At 33.4% G+C, this 19,181-nt stretch carries 20 protein-coding genes; 13 read left to right on the top strand and 7 right to left on the bottom strand.

Annotated elements, in window-relative coordinates; translation table 11 throughout:
* Window positions 1–338: 338 nt before the first annotated feature.
* Window positions 339–2,156: an ATP-binding protein gene (locus METBO_RS12970; RefSeq protein ID WP_013644647.1), complete on the top strand. Its 1,818-nt coding sequence runs from the start codon at window positions 339–341 to the stop codon at window positions 2,154–2,156.
* 153 nt (window positions 2,157–2,309) lie between these two features.
* On the opposite strand, the gene METBO_RS13585 is transcribed toward METBO_RS12970, so the two are convergent.
* Window positions 2,310–2,447 (bottom strand): hypothetical protein, encoded by a 138-nt coding sequence (locus tag METBO_RS13585; protein ID WP_013644646.1) that lies wholly within the window; start codon window positions 2,445–2,447, stop codon window positions 2,310–2,312.
* A 199-nt stretch (window positions 2,448–2,646) separates the two neighbouring features.
* Between METBO_RS13585 and METBO_RS05270 the strand changes: the two genes are divergently transcribed.
* On the top strand, window positions 2,647–3,714 hold the full coding sequence (locus tag METBO_RS05270) for a CapA family protein (protein ID WP_013644645.1): 1,068 nt from the start codon (window positions 2,647–2,649) through the stop codon (window positions 3,712–3,714).
* Window positions 3,715–3,798: 84 nt separating this feature from the next.
* Here the strand turns inward: METBO_RS05270 and METBO_RS05265 are convergent, their stop codons facing one another.
* Entirely contained in the window at window positions 3,799–4,266 is a 468-nt protein-coding gene (locus tag METBO_RS05265; RefSeq protein WP_013644644.1) for a flavodoxin family protein, read from the bottom strand.
* A 97-nt stretch (window positions 4,267–4,363) separates the two neighbouring features.
* On the opposite strand from METBO_RS05265, the gene METBO_RS05260 reads away from it, so the two are divergent.
* Together METBO_RS05260 and METBO_RS05255 are read left to right on the top strand one after the other, a co-directional pair.
* Entirely contained in the window at window positions 4,364–4,750 is a 387-nt protein-coding gene (locus METBO_RS05260) for an SRPBCC domain-containing protein (RefSeq protein ID WP_013644643.1), read from the top strand.
* A gap of 284 nt (window positions 4,751–5,034) precedes the next feature.
* Window positions 5,035–5,445, top strand: a complete 411-nt coding sequence (locus tag METBO_RS05255; protein WP_013644642.1) for a response regulator — start codon at window positions 5,035–5,037, stop codon at window positions 5,443–5,445.
* Window positions 5,446–5,569: 124 nt separating this feature from the next.
* Here the strand turns inward: METBO_RS05255 and METBO_RS05250 are convergent, their stop codons facing one another.
* Window positions 5,570–5,863, bottom strand: a complete 294-nt coding sequence (locus METBO_RS05250) for a hypothetical protein (protein WP_227717245.1) — start codon at window positions 5,861–5,863, stop codon at window positions 5,570–5,572.
* A 365-nt stretch (window positions 5,864–6,228) separates the two neighbouring features.
* Here METBO_RS05250 and METBO_RS05245 point away from each other — a divergent pair, with 365 nt between their 5' ends.
* Window positions 6,229–6,501, top strand: a complete 273-nt coding sequence (locus METBO_RS05245) for a hypothetical protein (RefSeq protein ID WP_013644640.1) — start codon at window positions 6,229–6,231, stop codon at window positions 6,499–6,501.
* 45 nt (window positions 6,502–6,546) lie between these two features.
* On the opposite strand, the gene METBO_RS12630 is transcribed toward METBO_RS05245, so the two are convergent.
* Window positions 6,547–7,047, bottom strand: coding sequence for an Hsp20/alpha crystallin family protein (locus METBO_RS12630; protein WP_013644639.1), 501 nt, complete (start codon window positions 7,045–7,047; stop codon window positions 6,547–6,549).
* Between the two features lie 197 nt (window positions 7,048–7,244).
* Here METBO_RS12630 and METBO_RS05235 point away from each other — a divergent pair, with 197 nt between their 5' ends.
* From METBO_RS05235 to METBO_RS05225, 3 genes are all read left to right on the top strand, one after another.
* Window positions 7,245–8,159, top strand: a complete 915-nt coding sequence (locus METBO_RS05235; RefSeq protein WP_144017585.1) for a cation diffusion facilitator family transporter — start codon at window positions 7,245–7,247, stop codon at window positions 8,157–8,159.
* Window positions 8,160–8,542: 383 nt separating this feature from the next.
* On the top strand, window positions 8,543–10,219 hold the full coding sequence (locus METBO_RS12965) for a histidine kinase N-terminal 7TM domain-containing protein (protein ID WP_013644637.1): 1,677 nt from the start codon (window positions 8,543–8,545) through the stop codon (window positions 10,217–10,219).
* 26 nt (window positions 10,220–10,245) lie between these two features.
* Window positions 10,246–10,557, top strand: a complete 312-nt coding sequence (locus METBO_RS05225) for a DUF4326 domain-containing protein (protein WP_013644636.1) — start codon at window positions 10,246–10,248, stop codon at window positions 10,555–10,557.
* 89 nt (window positions 10,558–10,646) lie between these two features.
* Here the strand turns inward: METBO_RS05225 and METBO_RS05220 are convergent, their stop codons facing one another.
* Window positions 10,647–11,078 carry a hypothetical protein gene (locus METBO_RS05220; protein WP_048186367.1) on the bottom strand — a complete coding sequence of 144 codons (432 nt, stop codon included), beginning with the start codon at window positions 11,076–11,078 and terminating at the stop codon, window positions 10,647–10,649.
* A 243-nt stretch (window positions 11,079–11,321) separates the two neighbouring features.
* Between METBO_RS05220 and METBO_RS05215 the strand changes: the two genes are divergently transcribed.
* The 3 genes from METBO_RS05215 to METBO_RS05205 are packed head-to-tail and all read left to right on the top strand — an operon-like array spanning window position 11,322 to window position 14,172.
* A complete protein-coding gene (locus tag METBO_RS05215; RefSeq protein ID WP_227717243.1) occupies window positions 11,322–11,963 on the top strand; it encodes a potassium channel family protein in 642 nt (213 codons plus the stop codon).
* A gap of 19 nt (window positions 11,964–11,982) precedes the next feature.
* Window positions 11,983–12,639, top strand: coding sequence for a potassium channel family protein (locus METBO_RS05210; RefSeq protein ID WP_013644633.1), 657 nt, complete (start codon window positions 11,983–11,985; stop codon window positions 12,637–12,639).
* Window positions 12,640–12,687: 48 nt separating this feature from the next.
* Window positions 12,688–14,172 (top strand): TrkH family potassium uptake protein, encoded by a 1,485-nt coding sequence (locus METBO_RS05205; RefSeq protein ID WP_013644632.1) that lies wholly within the window; start codon window positions 12,688–12,690, stop codon window positions 14,170–14,172.
* A 160-nt stretch (window positions 14,173–14,332) separates the two neighbouring features.
* Here METBO_RS05205 and METBO_RS05200 read toward each other — a convergent pair whose 3' ends face one another.
* Window positions 14,333–14,776 carry a universal stress protein gene (locus METBO_RS05200; RefSeq protein ID WP_013644631.1) on the bottom strand — a complete coding sequence of 148 codons (444 nt, stop codon included), beginning with the start codon at window positions 14,774–14,776 and terminating at the stop codon, window positions 14,333–14,335.
* Window positions 14,777–15,124: 348 nt separating this feature from the next.
* Here METBO_RS05200 and METBO_RS05195 point away from each other — a divergent pair, with 348 nt between their 5' ends.
* Entirely contained in the window at window positions 15,125–15,559 is a 435-nt protein-coding gene (locus METBO_RS05195) for a hypothetical protein (protein ID WP_013644630.1), read from the top strand.
* Window positions 15,560–15,617: 58 nt separating this feature from the next.
* Here the strand turns inward: METBO_RS05195 and METBO_RS05190 are convergent, their stop codons facing one another.
* Window positions 15,618–18,095: a plasma-membrane proton-efflux P-type ATPase gene (locus METBO_RS05190; protein WP_013644629.1), complete on the bottom strand. Its 2,478-nt coding sequence runs from the start codon at window positions 18,093–18,095 to the stop codon at window positions 15,618–15,620.
* A 346-nt stretch (window positions 18,096–18,441) separates the two neighbouring features.
* Between METBO_RS05190 and METBO_RS05185 the strand changes: the two genes are divergently transcribed.
* Window positions 18,442–19,167: a metal-dependent transcriptional regulator gene (locus METBO_RS05185; protein WP_013644628.1), complete on the top strand. Its 726-nt coding sequence runs from the start codon at window positions 18,442–18,444 to the stop codon at window positions 19,165–19,167.
* Window positions 19,168–19,181 lie beyond the last annotated feature (14 nt).

Genomic DNA, 19,181 nt, shown 5'->3' with positions numbered 1-19,181 from the left:
TAAATTTAACGATGCACATGTTTTGAGGATGGGGTTGCAAAATTTAACATAAAAAAATGGTTATGAATGAGACAAAACTCTCTCATATGGATAGTTTGTTGTCAAATTTGCTGTCCATTTTAAGAGTAATCAAACATAAATCTTCCAGAATGCAATTTCTGTATCAGACTGTTCTTTCATTAGTGAATACTATTTTTTACTTAATTTTTATACAGATAAAGTTAGATTTTCATTATAATATATATATGAGAGTGATAAATTAACGAAGTGGGAAAAAAACTTATAATCTTAATTTCATTGATCATAAAAATATAGTTGGGTTGAGTAAAGGTGATAAGATGTATGGTGGGGAATATCCTGATGAAAAGAAGAATCAAATTCAGATGGATGTTGAAAAAATATTAAAAAAAATAGATGACTTTGAAAAACATCCCGACACATTAGATGCTGTTTACAAATTAAAATCACAGTATATTGAACTAAACCTTAAAAATATGGAATTAGAGAAATCACTACAAGAATTTGATGACTCTAGAAATAGAATGTACTACGATCTTTACCAATCATCCCCACTGGGTTATTACTCATTAGACAAAGATGGAAAGATCAAATCAGTCAACAACACAGGTGTTCGTATGTTGGGAACCAACAAAGAGAACATTGTTGACTCTAATTTTAACAAGTTTGTAGCTCCCCATTTCAAAAATATGTTCAAGTTTACACTTCTTACAGCTGCAAACAATCATGAAAATCAGAAGTGTGAGTTAAATATCATACAAAACAAGGACACTTTGTTTACACAACTTGAAATTATCCCAATTTTTGATGAAATTGAAAACATTAAGGAATTTAATGTTATTTTAATAGATATTAGTGAACATAAGAAATTAGAATCCAAATTAAATTATAGATATGACGATTTAAAGGAAAAAATGGATGCACGTGTGAGTGAACTTTTGCTGGTTAATGAAAGTCTTGAAAAAATAATAGCCAAGAATGAACTTTCAGATAAAAAACTTCGAGCCAGTGAAAAAAGAGAACAAGCAAGATCTGAAGAGTTTGCAAGGGTTTTAGATGCAGTTCCTGCAGCAGTGTGGATATCCCATGATAAAGACGGGCTCTGGATAACTGGTAATCAGCTTTCATATGACTATTTGGACATCCCCCAAGGTGCCAACGCATCAAAATCACTACCACCACAGGAAGCTCCACAGTCATTTAAAATATTTAAAGATGGAAAAGAGATGGAACCTGGAGAAATGCCTGTTCAAGCATCATCTGCAGGAAAGGAAATAAGAAATTATGAATTTGACCTTATTTATCCCGAAAAAGAAGTTAGACATTTAATGGGCAATGCAACTCCACTTTATGATGAAGAAGGTAAACCTCGTGGTTCAGTATCAGCATTCATGGATGTCACAAAGAGAAAAAAAGCGGAAATGCAAATGGCTTCGCTTTTAAAGGAATTAGAACGATCTAACAGGGAACTTGAACAGTTTGCATATGTAACTTCACATGATTTGAAGGAACCTTTAAGAATGATCAGTTCATTTACTAAGTTACTTGAACAAAAATTCAAGGGTCAACTCGATGAAGATGCAGATAACTACATCAACTACATTGTGGATGGAACCAAACGAATGCAGAGGTTGTTAGACGACCTTCTTGCATACTCCAGAATCTCCAATGAAGTTAAATACGAACCTTTAAAATTAACAGAAATTGTAAATGAAAGTATACACAATTTAAAGGTGGCTATAGATGAAAATCAAGCTGAAATAACTGTTGATCCATTGCCAGAAGTTGTGGCCAACAGGACACAAATGATTCAGTTGTTCCAGAATTTAATTGCCAACGCCATCAAGTTTCAAAGCAAGAAAAAGCCAGTTATCCATGTTTCATGCGAAGAAAGTGGAAACAAATACTATTTTTCAGTACAGGATAATGGAATAGGTATTGATTCAAAAAATTTAGACCGCGTATTTAAAATGTTCCAAAGACTTCATACAGCCGATGAATATGATGGAACAGGCATAGGACTTTCAATCACCAAAAAAATTGTTCAACAACACAGTGGAGCAGTTTGGGTAGAATCTAAGTTGGATGAAGGATCAACATTTTACTTCAGCATACCAATTGATGAACAAAAGGTCTAAAACTTGTAGTGAACAGTTTTTACTTAATATTTCCAAAAAAAAGTTATCTATTTCTCCATATAAAACTTCGAATCCTTCCAAGACATTAAATTTTTATTTTTAATACATTCTAGGTTTCATTATCTGTTTATAGCCCAAAAAAATTTTATCCAACTATTTGTACTTGTTTCTGTCTCTCAATTTCACTATACCATAAATTATAAATCCAACCACTGTAGCTAGGATAATTCCTAAAATAAATCCAATCACTATTGCTGCGGTTCCTGTGAATATTGCATCCAAAAATCCCATGATTATTATTGTTTTTCAAACCTAAAATAATTTTAGATAACTCTAAAAACTGAACCAGAATTAAATCATCAATCACGTTAATAAAACAAGAAAAATCTTTAGAATGAAACTAGAAAATATTATTAATATCGACTTATAATATTAAAGTAGTTCTTATACAAATTTTATTTTATTATCATTGAATTTACAGGGTTAAAATATGAAAAAGGTAGCGATTTTGATTTTGGTAGTGGTTGTTTTATTAGTGGCGTACGGAGTAAACTCCTTGTTTAATTCTTCATCTAATAATAGTATGTCAACAAGTGTCTCCAAATCTAACATTACCATGTACTTTACTGGGGATGTTATGTTGGGTAGAAATGTGGAAAGCGTTCTTGCTAGTGGTCAAAATGTATTTGCAAATGTTGATGAAATGTTTAAAAATTCTGATGGCGCAGTAATAAATCTGGAAGATCCCATGACCACATCTAGCACTCCATACAAAAGTACAATTCCATTGAAGGCTAATCCTGCATATGCCCATGTTCTTAAAGATAACAACATCATCGTTGCTTGCCTTGCAAATAATCATATCATGGATTATGGAGATACAGGTTTAAATGACACTATTTCTGCACTGAAAGCAAGTGGTATCAATTACACCGGTGCTGGAAACAACGTTGATCAATCTTCAAAACCAGTTTATCTTAATATAAAAGATCGTAAAATGGCAATATTAAACTATATGGATAACACGACATTTACAGGGTTCAGTGCATCTGAAATGGCTGCAGCAACATCATCAAGTGCAGGATATGCTCCAGCAGATCCTAATTTAATAAAAAAAGACATAGATGAAGCTAAAAAAAATTCGGATATGGTAATTGTAGTTTTCCACTATGGAAACGAATACAGTACACAACCCAACACCTACCAAGTCACACTGTCTCATGCTTGCATTGATGATGGTGCTGATATGGTAATAGGAAGTCATCCTCATGTTATACAAACTATAGAGACTTATAATGGAAAACCTATTTTTTACAGTTTGGGAAACTTTGTATTTGACATGTCAAACTCTGCTACGCACGAATCACTAATGGTTGAAATGGATTTAAACAACAATACAGCTAACATCAAGGTTCATCCCATGGTCTTGGTAAATTATATGCCTCAGTTGATGAACAATGCAAGTTCTACTCAGCTGCTTGAAAATTTAAAAAATGAATCTCCTGTAAACATGACCATAACGGGTGGAGAAGGTGTAATATCTTTCCCCATTGAATAAAATAAAAATAGATAACTAAGGAGTTAGTGAAACACGATCCCTAACTTAACATCACAATTTTTTTTTAAAAAATATTTATCTTTTTTAACTGATGTTCTCAATGAATTTTTCAATGGTTGAACTGTAGGAACCATTCTTTAATTCGGGTGCTTTAAGACCAAATGATGCTAATGGAGTTACTTGAGCAGATTCTGCAATACCATTGAGTGTCCCATCAATTCCTGTTCCGCCACACGTGCAAAAGCAAGCTAAATTTGGTATTTTATCCCGGTTCTGTTCTATATAAGTCTTAACTGGAACTGCCATTTTTCCAGCCCAAACCGGTGTTCCTATTATTAGTAGTTCGTAGTTTGATAGATCATTTTTTGGGGGTTCTATTTCAGAAACTTTATTTCTTACAGTTTCATATCCCGATTTAATGTATCCAATTATTCCTGAACGATTTTCTTTGTCAAGAATTTCTTCAATATCACAATCTAGTGAGTGGGATATTTCTTCAGCAATTCCCTTGGTGACTCCAGTTCTACTGTAGTAAACAATTAACGTTTTCATGATATTAATATTGATTCTAGAATATTTAAATCAATTGAGAAATAAAAATAATATGGTTAATAGTTCATTATTTCAAGTTGTTTGGGGGAGTATGATAATGAGGGAAACCATAACAAAGATCTACAAGATCAGATCCTCAATTAGAGAAGTTTGGAAAGCATTGGTTGATCAATCTGTTATTGACAAATGGGGCGGCGGACCTAGTAAAATGACTGAAACTGTTGGCACTGATTTTGAATTGTGGAATGGTGATATTTATGGGAGAAATATTAAGGTAGAACATGAAAGTCAACTAGTGCAGGAGTGGTTTGGTGGAGACTGGGCTAAACCATCCATCGTGACCTTCAATTTGAAAGAACAATATCCCTACGTTATCCTTGAACTTGAACAGATCAATGTTCCTGATCCTGATGTAGAGGATATTGATGCAGGATGGGATGATTTTTTCTTAGGGCCCATGAAAAAAATGCTTGAAACCCAGTGAAATCTTTTTTTTTAGAGAAGAAATATTTAATTTGGGCACAAAATCTTTCAATTATTCCCATTAATTTTTGTTTTGTAGTTTTTGCTGTCAATTTCAATCCAATTTTTTTGTATAATAATCTCGCTATTTGTATGATAGAAATTTTAATCTAGTAAAAAGTATAAAAATAAATATGCATCATAGAATTGAAAGTGTTTGATTTAAATTAATTACGTAGTAAAAAAATTTTAGAACTAAATTTTTTAAGCATGTTTAACTGTTAAAATAATTTTAGGAGTAGTACTATGAGTATTGAACCAATTAAAGTCCTAATGATAGAAGATAATAGGGGAGATTACCAATTAATACTCAAATTGCTTGAAAAAAGTGAAAATGCTCAATTTGAGCTCGTTCATTCCCCCAGATTGAAAAGTGGGGTTGAATTGTTGGAAAATAACAGCTTCGATGTGATATTACTAGATCTTGGCCTGCCGGATAGCAATGGATTAGATTCTTTCAACGTTATTTTAAAGAAACATCCTGAAATTCCCACAATAATTTTAACAGGTCTAGCAAATGAAGAAACAGGAATACAAGCCATCAAATATGGAGCTCAAGACTATCTGGTTAAAGGTGAATTCAATGGAAAACTTTTAGTCAGAGCAATCCAATATGCCATAGAACGAAAAAAATTGGAAGGGCTGTTTGTTTACTGAATTATTTATTTTCAGGCCCTAAATTTAATTTTTTTTAGACAAATGATTTAATTCGAATTATAAATAGGATTTAATATCTAAATTTATACTCAGAAGAGATAAATAAAGGGAGATAAAAAAAGTTTTAACTCTCTGTAATTGGTATTTTCCAAAGGTATCCAACTTTTTTACCTTTTTCCTGCTTATTTTTACCCTTCTTCTTTTTTACATGAGCTTCACTGCCTTCCCATGTACCAACAGTTTGATCTAAGTACTTGGCAATTTCTTCATTGTATTTTTTAGTACCTATGGTGTAGTTCTCAGCCTCGTTATGAATGTAGCTTATACCTTCGCCTTTTTCTTCCATAACCTTAGTTATTTCCATTAATTTTTTGTAAAACTTTTCAGACATCATTTTTACGTCTTCTCCTATTGGCAAGATTTTTCAATAAATATGAAGTATTTTAAAAAATACGATATATTCTCAACATGCTACATTAATATTAGTATGTGTATCAAATCTCTGTTTATTATATATAGATATACATGGATTAATGCTTCGATCAAAATGCCACTTAAACCATGAAAAATTTCCAAAGATCATGAAATATTCATGATAATTCATAATAGTATAGGTACAAATATTATTTTGTACCATATATAATGTTTGATAAAAATATTGAATGAGTAATTATTTATTCAAAATATTAAATTAAAAGCACATTTCTAAAATGAAGTACAAAGTTTATAGTAGTAAACAAACAAATAAATTTGATTTCAAAATAAACATTTAGAGGTGTTAGTTTGGAACCTGAACCAATATCTGGTATCGTGAAGGGGTGTAAAGTGATATGTCAACCCAAAGAACTCAAAGAATATGAAGAAGGAGTAAAAGTTGTTGTTGTCTCTGAAAAATTGTTTTCAAAACTTATGAGTAGCTTATCAGAGATGGAAGAAGATTTAATGAGATTAAACGATTTACATCTTGATGATACCATCAAAAACATCGAAAAGGTTAGACTGAAGATCGAAAACAACTTGAAAGAACTTTCCTACAGCGAATATCTGGATGACTAAAAAAATGTAGAAGTTTTATCGCCTAAAAAGGATTAACGTGTAAAATCAATCAATTTTCAATCTTAAAATGTTTTTTTGTTTTTTAGGCAATTTAATAGTTAGCACTGCATCTTTATAGGTCCCCTCTGCATCTTTGGCCACAACCTTTGATGGTAACTTTATAGATCTGCGTATTTTACCGTAACTCCTCTCCCGGAGGATGTAATTGACATTTTCTGTGTTTTCCTCTTGCATTTCAGCGCATATATCTACGCTGTCTTCGCTGATGGCAATTTCTATATCCTGATTTTTCAACCTTGGAAGATCTGCTATGATGGTTATGGAATCTGTTGATTCGATGACATCCACAAGAGTTCTCTTATTAAATATTGAATAATCAGAGATCATTTGACTAAATTCTTCTTGTTTATCCTTTAATGTTGATAAAATATCATTTATTGAACGTTCTGATGTTGTTAATTCATTTTCAACTTCTGATTCTTCATCAAGAATACTTTCTTCCGTGGCTGTTTCATTTGGTTTCAGTTTCAAATTCTTTTCAGACATTTCCATCACCTACAAAAACACATTAATTTTAACTTTATTATTAATATTTACATTGAACCTATTAATTATTCTGATTGTAGTAATCCTAAAAATTCATTATAAAAAAATCAATGACTTATTTATAATAAATAATAAATAGTATCGTACAGTAATCCTATATTTCCTTTAAAATTATTGAAATAATATTTAGAATGGTGATGTTATTGGAAAATCAAGATGATCTTCGTGAGCGAATTGGGAGAAAAGCATCAACAGTAGCCATAGTTGGAAATATTTTTCTCACAATTTTCAATTTTGTTATAGGCACATTATCTGGGAGTAGTGCACTAATAGCAGAATCAGCACACACGTTGTCCGATGTCCTCACATCGTTAATAGCATTTGTTGGTTTTAAAATTGGTATGAAACCTGCAGATGACGATCATCAGTATGGTCATGGGCGGGCAGAACCATTGGTAGGTTTGGTTATAGTTGTTTTTCTGGTTTTTGTGGCCTACGAAATTCTTTCGGGTGTTTACATTAAATTGATCTCAGGAAATGCATTGGTTGCACCAGACCTAATAGCTGCAGGTATGGCATTGGTTGGAATTTTAACTAATGTTGTTCTTACCAAATATCTTCTAAGTGCTGGAGAAAAGATACATAGCCCTGCAATAATAGCCGATGGCCAGCATCAAAAGGTGGACATATTTTCATGTATTGCCATATTTGTAGGAGTGTTGGGTTCCCAATTGGGTTACACCTTTTTAGATCCTTTGGTAGCTATTATTATAGCATTGATAGTGATAAAAACAGCTATTCAACTGGGTATTGATAATGTAAATATTTTAATGGGTAAAGTACCATCCAACGACATAATAAAAGAGATTGAATCCAAATCAATGAAAGTTTCAGGTGTTAAGGGCGTGCACGGAATCAGAATAAATCCCATGGGCCCCTATTGTTCAGTAGTACTTCATATTGAACTTAGTGGAGAACTGAAACTTAAAGAAGCTCATGTTATTGCCCACAATGTAGAACATGAAATATTAACCAATGTTTCTCTAATTAAAATAGCAACAGTCCATGTATGTCCCCATGAAGAAGAATGTGGCACAGAAGATTCGTTATAAACGATCTAAGCAGTCACAAATTTATTATTACAAGTTTTTTTCTTTGTTTGCATCAGTTATTCCAGTAAACTACTGAAAAAATTCCAGGATTATCTAGGAAAAAAAAGAGTTTCATTATACAAAAAAACAAATAATTTTTTTTTGAGTGTTTATTTAACCATCCTAATTGTCAGTTTTCCGGATTATTTTAAGATTAATTATTAAAATATAATTAACCAACTTAAATCCACGGCAATACATGGTACAGAAATCTAAAGATTAAAATAGGATAAAAGACTAAAATATATATCGTATTGTATTGAATTACTACAAATAACATGTTAACATAAAACTTTGATAATTATTCGGGTCTTCAAATTCTTTAGACCAGTTGGGAGTTGTATATGACAGAAATTTATGGGATATATGCCATACTGCTGCTGATATCAACATCCGTAACACTTTATATATCATTTTACAGTTGGAATAAACGTTTAAATCCAAATGCATATTTATTTTCACTTTTGATGGGTGCAGTATCACTTTGGTCAATTTGCGAAGCCATGCAAATGGCATCAACAGGTATAGATACTAAGATACTCTGGAGTCAATTGAGCTACGTTGGAATCGTTTTCATAGGCCCATTTTTCCTATTGTTCACCATGAGTTACACCGATAACAAGAAGTATCTCAATAAAAAATTTGCAGCCCTAATATCAATAGTACCAATTTTTATTCTGGTATTAGTTGCAACCAACCCATGGTATGGGTTGATCTGGCCCAGCATCACACCAACCTCAAACGATCCTATGGCATTACTCATATACGGTAAAGGTATTGGATTTTTCATCAACGCGATTTACACCTATATATTGCTTGTTGTAGGAGTTCTCTTGCTCCTTCAGTCCATAATCCGAAATCCTAAAGTATTTCAAAAACAAGCCTTGATGATACTGTTGGCTACCATGATTCCCATAGTTGCCAACGTGATTTACTTGTCAAAGTACAGTCCAGTGAATGGCCTGGATCTTACTCCATTTGCATTCACAATATCTGGCGTGTTAGTTGCCTACAGTATCTTCAAATACAAACTCCTAGATATTGTACCGATCGCCTACAAAAAATTATTCAACAAGATGGGAAGTGGCGCACTAGTAATAGATTCTGAAAAGGGCATAGTGGATATTAACAAATCAGCTAAGGAAATACTAAAAATAAAGTCAAATTTTGAGGGTAAAAATGTTGAAGAAACTGTAAACCAATTTAGGGAACTATACCCACTCAAAAAAATTCCCCAAGAGAATAAAAAGGAAATTGAAATCGAAAACCCCGAAAAAATATGGCTTGACACACTGGTAACGTCTCTTGAAAATAAAAAACAACACATTGGATGGCTGATCACCTTCAGCGACATTAGTGTAAGGAAAAAAGCGGAAGAATCTGTCCAAAAATCTTTAGAAGAAAAGGAAATGCTTCTAAAAGAAATTCATCACCGCATGAAAAATAATTTAATGGTCATATCAAGTCTTTTAAGTCTTCAATCTCGTTATATTAAAGATGAGGCATCTAAAAATATTTTTAAAGAATCACAAAACAGGGCCAGATCAATGGCACTCATCCATGAACTCCTTTATCAGTCCACTGACCTTAAAAGAATAGACTTTGGAAAGTTTATCAATACATTAACAGGCGAACTTTACAGAATCTACATTTCAAATCAAAACCTTATTAAGCTCAACGTGGATGTAGAATCGGTTATGGTGGATATAAACACAGCCATACCATTAGGACTTATTGTTAATGAGTTGGTTTCAAATTCGATGAAACATGCATTTCCAGATGGAAGAAATGGAAACATTAAGATTAAATTTTGTTCAACTGATGACAACTATACTTTGGTGGTTGAAGATGATGGTGTAGGTTTTCCCGTAGATATTGATTTGTACAACACAGATTCACTTGGATTAAGACTTGTTAACAGTTTAACTGATCAGATTGATGGAAAATTATTCCTTGATAAAACCAGGGGAAGTAAATTTATCATTAAATTTAAGGAAGAAAGTTATGAAGATGATATTTAGACAATTAAGACAACAGGGGGAATTAAATGACAATAAGGGTTAGAAATAAAAAAACTTGGGAAAATGAAGGTGGAGAATTTGTTGAATATGTTGGAAAGGGTTCTGTGCTTGAAAATCCTTACACACATGGTTGTCGTAGAAAATTGAAGGATCAGTATAAATCGTACCTTACCAAGTTAAACGAAGACAGTCCGGAATGGAAAAGAATAAACGAGTTGAAAAAACTTCATGAAACTGGTGTAGATCTGAATCTTCTGTGTTCATGTTATCCAGATCCCTGCCATTCAAATGTTATAAGCGATGCAATTACAGGTAAGATCAAACCAAAGAAGGATTGACAATAATCCTCATTTTGATCTCCTTAATTCAATTAAACTCATATTTATTTCCTGTTTCTTTTGATAGAATAATCTACCCCATTAATGTATCAGTATCCATTAAGGGTTTCATTGATCTCGGTTTTCAGATCTGAATTGAAACTGGAAAAAGAATTTATCCTGATTAAAATATCGCTTTGGTTGATTTTACCTTCAAAAACATCCTTTTTTGCAGTGTCAATTTTATTTATAGTGTGCACTGTCATGTCTCGATTCTTTAAAACTGCATTTAACTGTTTATTTTTTTCTTCCAGGGATATTGTACCAGAGTTGTACTTAGATTCTATACTATCAACTTGAGAGTTGTAAAGTGAATTTACATAGTCAGTTAATACGCTGTTTTGGATGTCTATTGATTCTATTACATTGGTATCATTCGAGCTATCAATAAAGTTTGTGAATGTTTTATCTGTGTAAATTGAATAATCATGAACGAAATAGGTTATAAATGAAGCTGCTATTACAAATAATGCAATGACCATGATCAAAAGATTTTTCGAGTTTTTTAGATTCATCAGCAAATGATTTAGTTCTATGTATTAATTAAATGTAGTGATTCTATGCATCCAAATATCGATAAATTTATATATGGATCAGTACGATCATTATTAGGTCATAAAAAACCATCATAAATGGTTCATAAATAGTTATAGAAAAAATATAGGTTGAATATATCTTAATAATCTAAACAAACTGTCAGAGGGATTTATTTGTATGTAATAATCATGGGTGGTGGCCGACTAGGCCTGAAACTGGCCAAAGAATTGATTTTTGATGGACATGATTTAACTTTGATTGAAAAGGATGAAACAAAATGCAACTTCCTATCATCAGAAATAGATGAACTTGTTTTGTGTGGAAATGCCACCGATGCAATTACACTCAAAAATGCAGAAATTTCAGTTGCCGATGCATTTGTGGCTGCCACAGGCAATGATGAAACTAATCTTCTAGCAGCCTTAATGGCCAAAAAGTTGGGTGCTAAAAAGATTATTGCAAGATTAAACGAACCACAACATGAACCTATTTTTGTTTCTAACGATTTTATCACAGTTGTAGTACCTGAAACCATCGAAGCAGGGTACCTAGAAAAGCTTGTTCTAAAACCCAAAGTTGCAGATCTGTTCATAGTGGATCATGGCAATGGAGAATTATTAGAACTTGAAGTAAACAATTCCAAGATAATTGGAAAGACTGTGGGTGAACTAAACTCTCAAGATGATTTTTACATATGCGGTATCTACGATAAAAAGAAATCAGAAGTAAATATAGTCAATGACAGTACCTTAATCACAAAAAACTGTAGATTAATAGTTTTAACCAAAAAAGAAGCTGTTGGTAATGTTTTAAAACTATTTACTAACTAAACTGCTTGGAGGAATTATTTTGTATGTTGTAATAATGGGAGCAGGGAGAGTAGGAATAAATCTTGCTAATGCCCTTATAAGGGCCGGTTTTGACGTTACAATGATTGAAAAGGATCCTGAACTCTGCAGCCATGCATCAAACGAATTAGATGCCCTTTTAATCTGTGGAAATGGTACTGACCTCAAAATTCTAGATGAAGCAAATGTTTCGGATGCAGATGCATTTGTTGCAGCCACAGGTAACGATGAGGCAAATTTACTTGCATGTATCCTTGTTAAGGAATTTAAACCTAAAAAGCTAATTGCAAGACTTAGTGATCCTGCCCATGAAGATGCATTCCACAAGGTGGGAATAAATGCCACTGTAAGTCCAGAACTCACTGCTGCTTCGTACCTAGAAAAACTCATAATAAGACCAAAAATTGCAGACATGGTGGTACTTGGTAAAGGCAATGCAGAGCTCATTGATATACCTGTTGAGAACCAAGATGTTATCGGCAAAAAAATTGGAGATATGAGTCCTAATAAAAATTATGTTATATGTGCAATCTACAAGCCTCCAAATTATGAAATAATAATGCCCGAGCCCAACATAACGATTGAAGAAGGAGATAAAATTTCTATTCTAATCAAAACTCCATCTATAAAGAGTGTTGTAAAAAAATTTATAAAATAGTATTTGAATCCAGATTAAAACCAAAAAATAACATAATAAGGTGAATTCATGCATTCCATGAGCAAATTTAGAAGATCAGAAATTTATTCCCTCCTACATTACACCGGATACATCAGTGTTCTTCTAGGTATTGTGATGTTGGTTCCAATCATAGTAGCATTCATCTATCATGAACCCCACTATGTTCTGCCATTTATTTATTCATCCATTACCAGCTTGGTGTTTGGAGTGGTACTGTACAAATGTTTTTCCAGCGGCTCTGAAATCTCGCTTAAAGTTGCAATGCTATTCTCCACACTCATATGGCTAATAGGATCTGCTATTGGTGCCCTCCCCTTCTATTTATCAGGAGATCTAAGTTATCTAAACAGTTACTTCGAAGCAATGTCAGGTTTTACAACAACAGGATTCAGTATGTACAGTAACCTTGATACAGTATCGTACACCATGGACTTCTGGAAAGGATTTATGCAGTGGCTGGGAGGTATTGGTATAATTGTAATGGCACTCACTGTACTGTCCTCTTCAAACGTGAGTATAATGAGACTTTACTCTGCAGAGGGACGTGACGAAAGACTGGTTCCGAGCATCAAACATACCACAAGAATCATCCTCTACATCTACCTTGCTTACACCGCAGTTTCAATATTATTATTTATCGTAGCTGGAATGCCAATATTTGATTCAATATTCTATGCTTTCACAGCCCTTTCAACTGGAGGATTTGCAATGCAAAACGCCAGCATAGGCTATTATCATAGCATCTGGATTGAAATAGTCGCTATGATCATCATGATAATGGGTGCAACAAACTTCGCACTCCACTACACAGTACTCAAGGGCAACTGGAAAGAATACTTCAAAGACATCGAAACACGTGTATCCTGGCCACTAATCATACTTGGAACAATAATCGGTACAATATTCCTCTTCAACACCTCAGTTTACGGCCATGATATGCTCATTTCATTAAGATACTCCATTTTCCAAGTAGTTTCTGCCCTTACAACCACAGGGCTTCAAACTGCCACACCATCAGACATCACCTCCCAATGGGAAGGTTTAGGAATATTTATTTTAACCCTACTCATGATAGTGGGAGCCGGAGCATGTTCAACAGGGGGAGGAATTAAATGGATAAGAATAGGTATTCTTATCAAAGGTATGTGGTGGGAAATTAAATCATTAATCCTCCCAGAAAGCGCAGTTATATCAAAAAAAATACACCATATAAATGATGTTAAAATCGATACAAAACTTCTAAAGATAACAGGTTTGTTTGTATTTAGTTATCTTGTTATCTACTTCGTAAGTGTTATTATTGTACTGTTCTATTATCCAAATGTTTCACAAACCCTGTTTGAAGTAGCATCAGCACTGAGTAATGTAGGGTTAGGTTCAGGCTTGATAACAGCCACATCACCATTCGTTGTGAAGATTGTTTTCATTATAGATTTCTGGATAGGCAGACTAGAAATCTGGCCCATACTACTATTGGTTGCATTATTAATCCAGAATTCAATTCGAAAATAAAAAACCAATTAAAACAAGTACCATACCAAGTTTATGGTATAAATTTTTTATTTTTAAAGTACACCTTATTTAACAGGGGTTTTAATTTTGACGTAGCTCTTTAACAATTTTGATTCTAAAAAAAAAAAAATAATAAAGTTTGAATCTCAAGATAGTAAATTTAAGAAATAACATTTACAGGTACTTTGGATTCTCTGACAACCCTCTCTGTTGTCTGTCCCAATAAAAATTCTTCAATTCCATGTTTACCTGATTTTCCCATTATAACTTGATCAATACCTTCTTCATCAATGGTTTTAAGAATTACTTCTGAAGGTTTTCCTTCTTTAATAAGAACACGGAACTTTATATTTTTACAGTACCCCTCACACTGACTTTCTTCAAGTTTAGCCTTGAAATTTTCCACAGCCTTCTTACCATCTGCCCTTAGTTCTTCTTCCAGGCTTTTTCTTAGGTCTCGCTGTGGTAGTGCATTTAGATAGTAAGTATCAATAACATTTAAAACTAAAATGTCTGCACCACTAATATCTGCAAGAGATATGGCGTATTCACCAGCTTTCTCAGAATTCTCTGAACCATCAGTAGGTAACAATATCTTTTTCATAAAAAACACTTCCTCCATAATTTATTTCTGGGACATTAATACAATTATTTTGTTCGTTATGGTATAATAATCCTTTTGATACCTATTAATATCATTTGATTTTAAATAATTCCAATTTATATCTTAGATCAACACCACTTAACCTGTTTAACCTGCAAATCTGCTTTAAATGTAGGATAGGGAAAGAAAAGATCCAATTAGATAAGATTTACATGAATGAGAAATATCCACATTTAAACAAGAATATTTAAATATATAAACTTTTAAATGGGATTATATGCTTGATATTATACTTTTATAATTAATCAAAGATTTTTAAACCAAAATTAGCAATGAGGTTAATTTAGTATGAAAAAAATGATTTCTATAATTTTAGGGATAGTTCTGATTGGTCTTGTAATTTTAATAATTATTCCTTCAAGTTCCCATGTCGAAAATGGTCCTGTAACACTGGTTAAAGAAGCCGATATTGGGGGAGATGGAACACAGATCCATTTCGTAACTGTTTCAAGTGATGATAATCTAAAGGTCAGTATCACAAATGTGACTAAGATATCTGACACAACCAATGTTGCGGAGATAAAGGTGTTTGCACTTAAAATTGAGGGAGCAAATGGACAACTCCCTGAAAGCTATGGTAACAATGTTATTAAAAAAAATAAATTTGGAAATTTAAAAACCAGTTGCTTTGAAGGTAACATCACCTACGATAAGGGTGTTAAATCCTTTGGATTTGTAACAAACAATGTCAAGGCCCATGTTACCATACTGAAGAGATTTTAATTTTTTAGAAACTAAAAACCTACATTATCTATTTTTATTTTCATTTAAAGTCTCATTATCATTTTTTGGCCAATAGTGTTGTAGCTAAAATTTTTTTAAATAAGCCCTCCTTATGGTTCTCCATATATTTGTAATAAAAGATTTTTAGGTAATCTTCAAGTACAAATGCAGCTAGGGAGTAAACCCATACAAATAAGGCTAATTGCCAGCCTATTGGTGTTAAAAACCATCCATAAACAACCAGTAAAGTTGCAAACAAATCAGTTAAGATCACTGAGCAGAAAAATATTCCACTGGGTTTAACAGACCAGAAATGTCCTGTGTTCCTCGTGACAAACATGGTCAAATGTCCTGCCACAACCAGTTTTAAAAATATCAACGATTGGATCACACCGGCATCAAGATTTAACATCACCTTTCCAATGTAAAAAAGGAAAAATGATGAAACTACACCCAAAGCACCTAGGAAAGTTGCAAGTCCAATCACACTGGACATATCCCATTTCTGTGGACTGTTAACTGATTCAGTCCTGTCATAGGCTATGGTCATGACTGGTATATCATCTAATAATGCAATTAAAACCAGCATAAGTGCCGTAACTGGATAAAAATCAAACAGGATTATTACTAATGCTGTGAAAATTAAAATTCGTATGGTTTCAGCTACCCTGTATATTGAGTAGCTCTTCATTCTATGGAATATTTTATAGCTTTCTTTAATAGCATTGATGATCACAGAAAGTCCAGGTTTGGTTAGTACAATATCAGCTGCAGATTTAGCAGCATCAGTTGCTCCAGATAATGCAATTCCCGCATCTGCTTTTTTAAGTGCTGGAGCATCGTTAACACCGTCTCCTGTCATCCCAATTATCTTGCCCTCTTCCTGGAGAAGTTCGACTATTCTGTACTTATGCTCTGGAAAAACCTCGGCAAATCCACTGGATTTTTCTATAACTTCTGCTGCTTCATCATCAGGTAAATCTAAAAATGATCTTGGGAGTTTAATATTGGTTTCAAGATCCAACTCACCTGCAATCTCCTTTGCAATTGCAATGTGATCTCCTGTCACCATTTTGACTTCTATTCCCATTGATTTTGCGGCTTCTATCGTTTCCTTTGAACTTTTCCTCGGAGGATCATAGAGTGCAATAAGGCCTATTAAATGCCATTTATCATTGATATCAGTTGCAGCAACACCAATAGCACGATATCCTTTAGATGCAAAGTGATCTATCTGACGTAATACCTTCATTTGAAGTATTTCTTCCTCAGTAACTAAGTCAACAATTACTTGCGGTGCTCCCTTTGACACCTTAAATATTTTTCCAGTTGTTGATTCAACCTTTGATTGTGTACTTTTACGTACAGGGTCAAATGGGTTGAAGCTTAGGGTTTTGTATCCCCTCAATTTTTCGTCGAGTTTTTCTGATTTTTTTATGGTTTCAAGTACTGTTGTGTCGATCGGGTCCAGTTCTTCCCTCATGGATGCTAAGCCAGCGTAGAAAATAACATCATCCTTTGTGTAGCTGTTGTAGGGTGATATTTCTGCTATTGATATTTTGTTCTTTGTGAGTGTGCCTGTTTTATCAGAAAATAATATATCCATACCTGCCATTTCCTCAATAGCTGCAAGCTTGCTTACAATAGCCTTTTTTTTCGCGAGAGCCATTGCACCAACTGTCATTGTGACAGACAGTACAGCGGGTTGTGCAACTGGTATAGATGCTATTGTAAGTACTAGTGCAAATCCCAATATATCAAAGAATCCCTGATTACGAAGTATGCCTGCAATAAAAATGAGTATAACCATTATGGCATCTAAAATTATGAGGTAGTCCCCAATTTTAATAACAGCTTGTTCTAGGTGGCTTTTATTGGGGGTCTTTGCTATCAGTCCAGCTGCCCTTCCAAAGAATGTGTTCATTCCTGTTGAAAACACTATTCCATGCATTTGTCCCTTCTGAATAATTGAACCAGAATAACAAATGTCTCCTACTGCCTTATCTACCGGTAATGATTCTCCAGTTATTGAGGACTCATCTGCTGTGACGTAGTCTCCTTCGAAGAGTTTGATATCTGCAGGAACTATATCTCCTAAGTGTATTTTTACAATATCTCCCGGAACAAGCTCTTTTGATGGTATTTTTTGCCATTTACCATCACGCTTGACTTGAGCATCAAAGGCTAATTTTTCCTTCAACAGTTCTATTGCATTGTCTGCCCTGTCTTCTTGCCAAAATCCTACTGCACCGTTTATAAGTAGTAAAAGTAAAATTATACTGAATTCTTCCCAGTGCTGTATTACTATGGACAGTAAAAGAGCAACTTCTATCATCCAGGGTATGGGTCCCCAGAAGTATCCTAAAAATTTTTTTATATGTCCCCTTTTAATCTCAGTTATTTCGTTGAATCCATACTCTTCCAATCTTTTCTTTGCTTCAACACTAGAGATACCGTTAATAGAGGAAGAATATCTTTCGAAAACTTGGGATGTTGTAATGGATTTAAGATCATCCAACATAGGATCTGGTACCATAAGCTTAATATAACTTGAAAACTTTTATAATCATCTATTTTTTAGTTTCAACTCTTTAAAATGGTATAAGTTACTGCCATTAATTCTAGTTCGGGGGTTTAATAATACTTAAAAAAATACTTTCTTCTTCAAATATCCAATTTTCCTTAAAATCTATTTAAATGTGTTATTTCCGTTTATTTATTTGTATTGATGTTAACTATTTGATTTACTCATTTTATTCTTAGATAAGGAGTTATTTTTTCCGGAGGTATCAATAAAAATCCTTGCAAAAATTTTAGGTAAACCTAAACTTTATAAGTATGGATGTACAATTGTGTAGTATAATTAGTTTAGGTGAACCTAAATGTCAGAGAATAAAAAGTTAAGTGCAAACATCGAAGAATATCTCGAGACCATTTACAAGCTAAGCCAAAAGGATGAGGATGTTAAAACTTCCAAAATTTCTAAGGATCTTGGAATAACACAAGCAAGTGTTTCAGAAATGCTAAAAAAACTAGATAAATTGGAATACGTTAAATATTCACAATACAAAGGAGTTAGATTGACAGACAAAGGATTGAAAACCGCACAAAAGGTTACTAGAAAACACAGACTACTCGAAAGATTTTTACATGATATATTAAAGCTTAAGGATAACCTACTGCATGATCAAGCTTGTGAAATGGAACATTCACTTTCAGACGAAGCCGAAAGGGCCATGTGCCAAGTACTGGAATATCCGGACAAATGTCCAGGTGACAGTGTTATTCCAGCATGTGATCTTAAATTCACATCATGTGATGAATGCATGAACCGTAGGGAAGAAGAAGTGAACGAAGTTGGAAAAAGAAATGAAAATCTCATCCCAATAATGGATCTTAAAGATCATCAAAAGGGCAAAGTTTCCTTCATTCGTGGCGATTACAAAGTCATAAGAAGACTTTTAGATATGGGAATCACAATAGGTGCATTTATAAGCGTGGTAAAAATAGCACCATTAAGCGGACCCGTGGAAGTAGCAATTAGGGGTTCAAAACTCGCAATTGGCCGTGACATAGCATGTAATGTCTTTGTTGAACTAGTGGAATAATTGAAGGAATTTAT

The organism is Methanobacterium lacus (assembly GCF_000191585.1).
GTDB classification, from domain to species: domain Archaea; phylum Methanobacteriota; class Methanobacteria; order Methanobacteriales; family Methanobacteriaceae; genus Methanobacterium_B; species Methanobacterium_B lacus.
This window is presented reverse-complemented; position numbering and strand designations above follow the sequence as displayed.

Coding starts and splice junctions, on each gene's coding strand:
- METBO_RS05220 (WP_048186367.1), bottom strand. CDS start 11,078: ATGGTCATTGCATTATTTGTAATAGCAGCTTCATTTATAACCTATTTC.
- METBO_RS05255 (WP_013644642.1), top strand. CDS start 5,035: ATGAGTATTGAACCAATTAAAGTCCTAATGATAGAAGATAATAGGGGA.
- METBO_RS05195 (WP_013644630.1), top strand. CDS start 15,125: ATGAAAAAAATGATTTCTATAATTTTAGGGATAGTTCTGATTGGTCTT.
- METBO_RS05190 (WP_013644629.1), bottom strand. CDS start 18,095: ATGGTACCAGATCCTATGTTGGATGATCTTAAATCCATTACAACATCC.
- METBO_RS05235 (WP_144017585.1), top strand. CDS start 7,245: ATGTTATTGGAAAATCAAGATGATCTTCGTGAGCGAATTGGGAGAAAA.
- METBO_RS05205 (WP_013644632.1), top strand. CDS start 12,688: ATGCATTCCATGAGCAAATTTAGAAGATCAGAAATTTATTCCCTCCTA.
- METBO_RS05225 (WP_013644636.1), top strand. CDS start 10,246: ATGACAATAAGGGTTAGAAATAAAAAAACTTGGGAAAATGAAGGTGGA.
- METBO_RS12965 (WP_013644637.1), top strand. CDS start 8,543: ATGACAGAAATTTATGGGATATATGCCATACTGCTGCTGATATCAACA.
- METBO_RS05200 (WP_013644631.1), bottom strand. CDS start 14,776: ATGAAAAAGATATTGTTACCTACTGATGGTTCAGAGAATTCTGAGAAA.
- METBO_RS05265 (WP_013644644.1), bottom strand. CDS start 4,266: ATGAAAACGTTAATTGTTTACTACAGTAGAACTGGAGTCACCAAGGGA.
- METBO_RS05270 (WP_013644645.1), top strand. CDS start 2,647: ATGAAAAAGGTAGCGATTTTGATTTTGGTAGTGGTTGTTTTATTAGTG.
- METBO_RS05185 (WP_013644628.1), top strand. CDS start 18,442: ATGTCAGAGAATAAAAAGTTAAGTGCAAACATCGAAGAATATCTCGAG.
- METBO_RS12630 (WP_013644639.1), bottom strand. CDS start 7,047: ATGTCTGAAAAGAATTTGAAACTGAAACCAAATGAAACAGCCACGGAA.
- METBO_RS05215 (WP_227717243.1), top strand. CDS start 11,322: ATGGGTGGTGGCCGACTAGGCCTGAAACTGGCCAAAGAATTGATTTTT.
- METBO_RS12970 (WP_013644647.1), top strand. CDS start 339: ATGTATGGTGGGGAATATCCTGATGAAAAGAAGAATCAAATTCAGATG.
- METBO_RS05260 (WP_013644643.1), top strand. CDS start 4,364: ATGAGGGAAACCATAACAAAGATCTACAAGATCAGATCCTCAATTAGA.
- METBO_RS13585 (WP_013644646.1), bottom strand. CDS start 2,447: ATGGGATTTTTGGATGCAATATTCACAGGAACCGCAGCAATAGTGATT.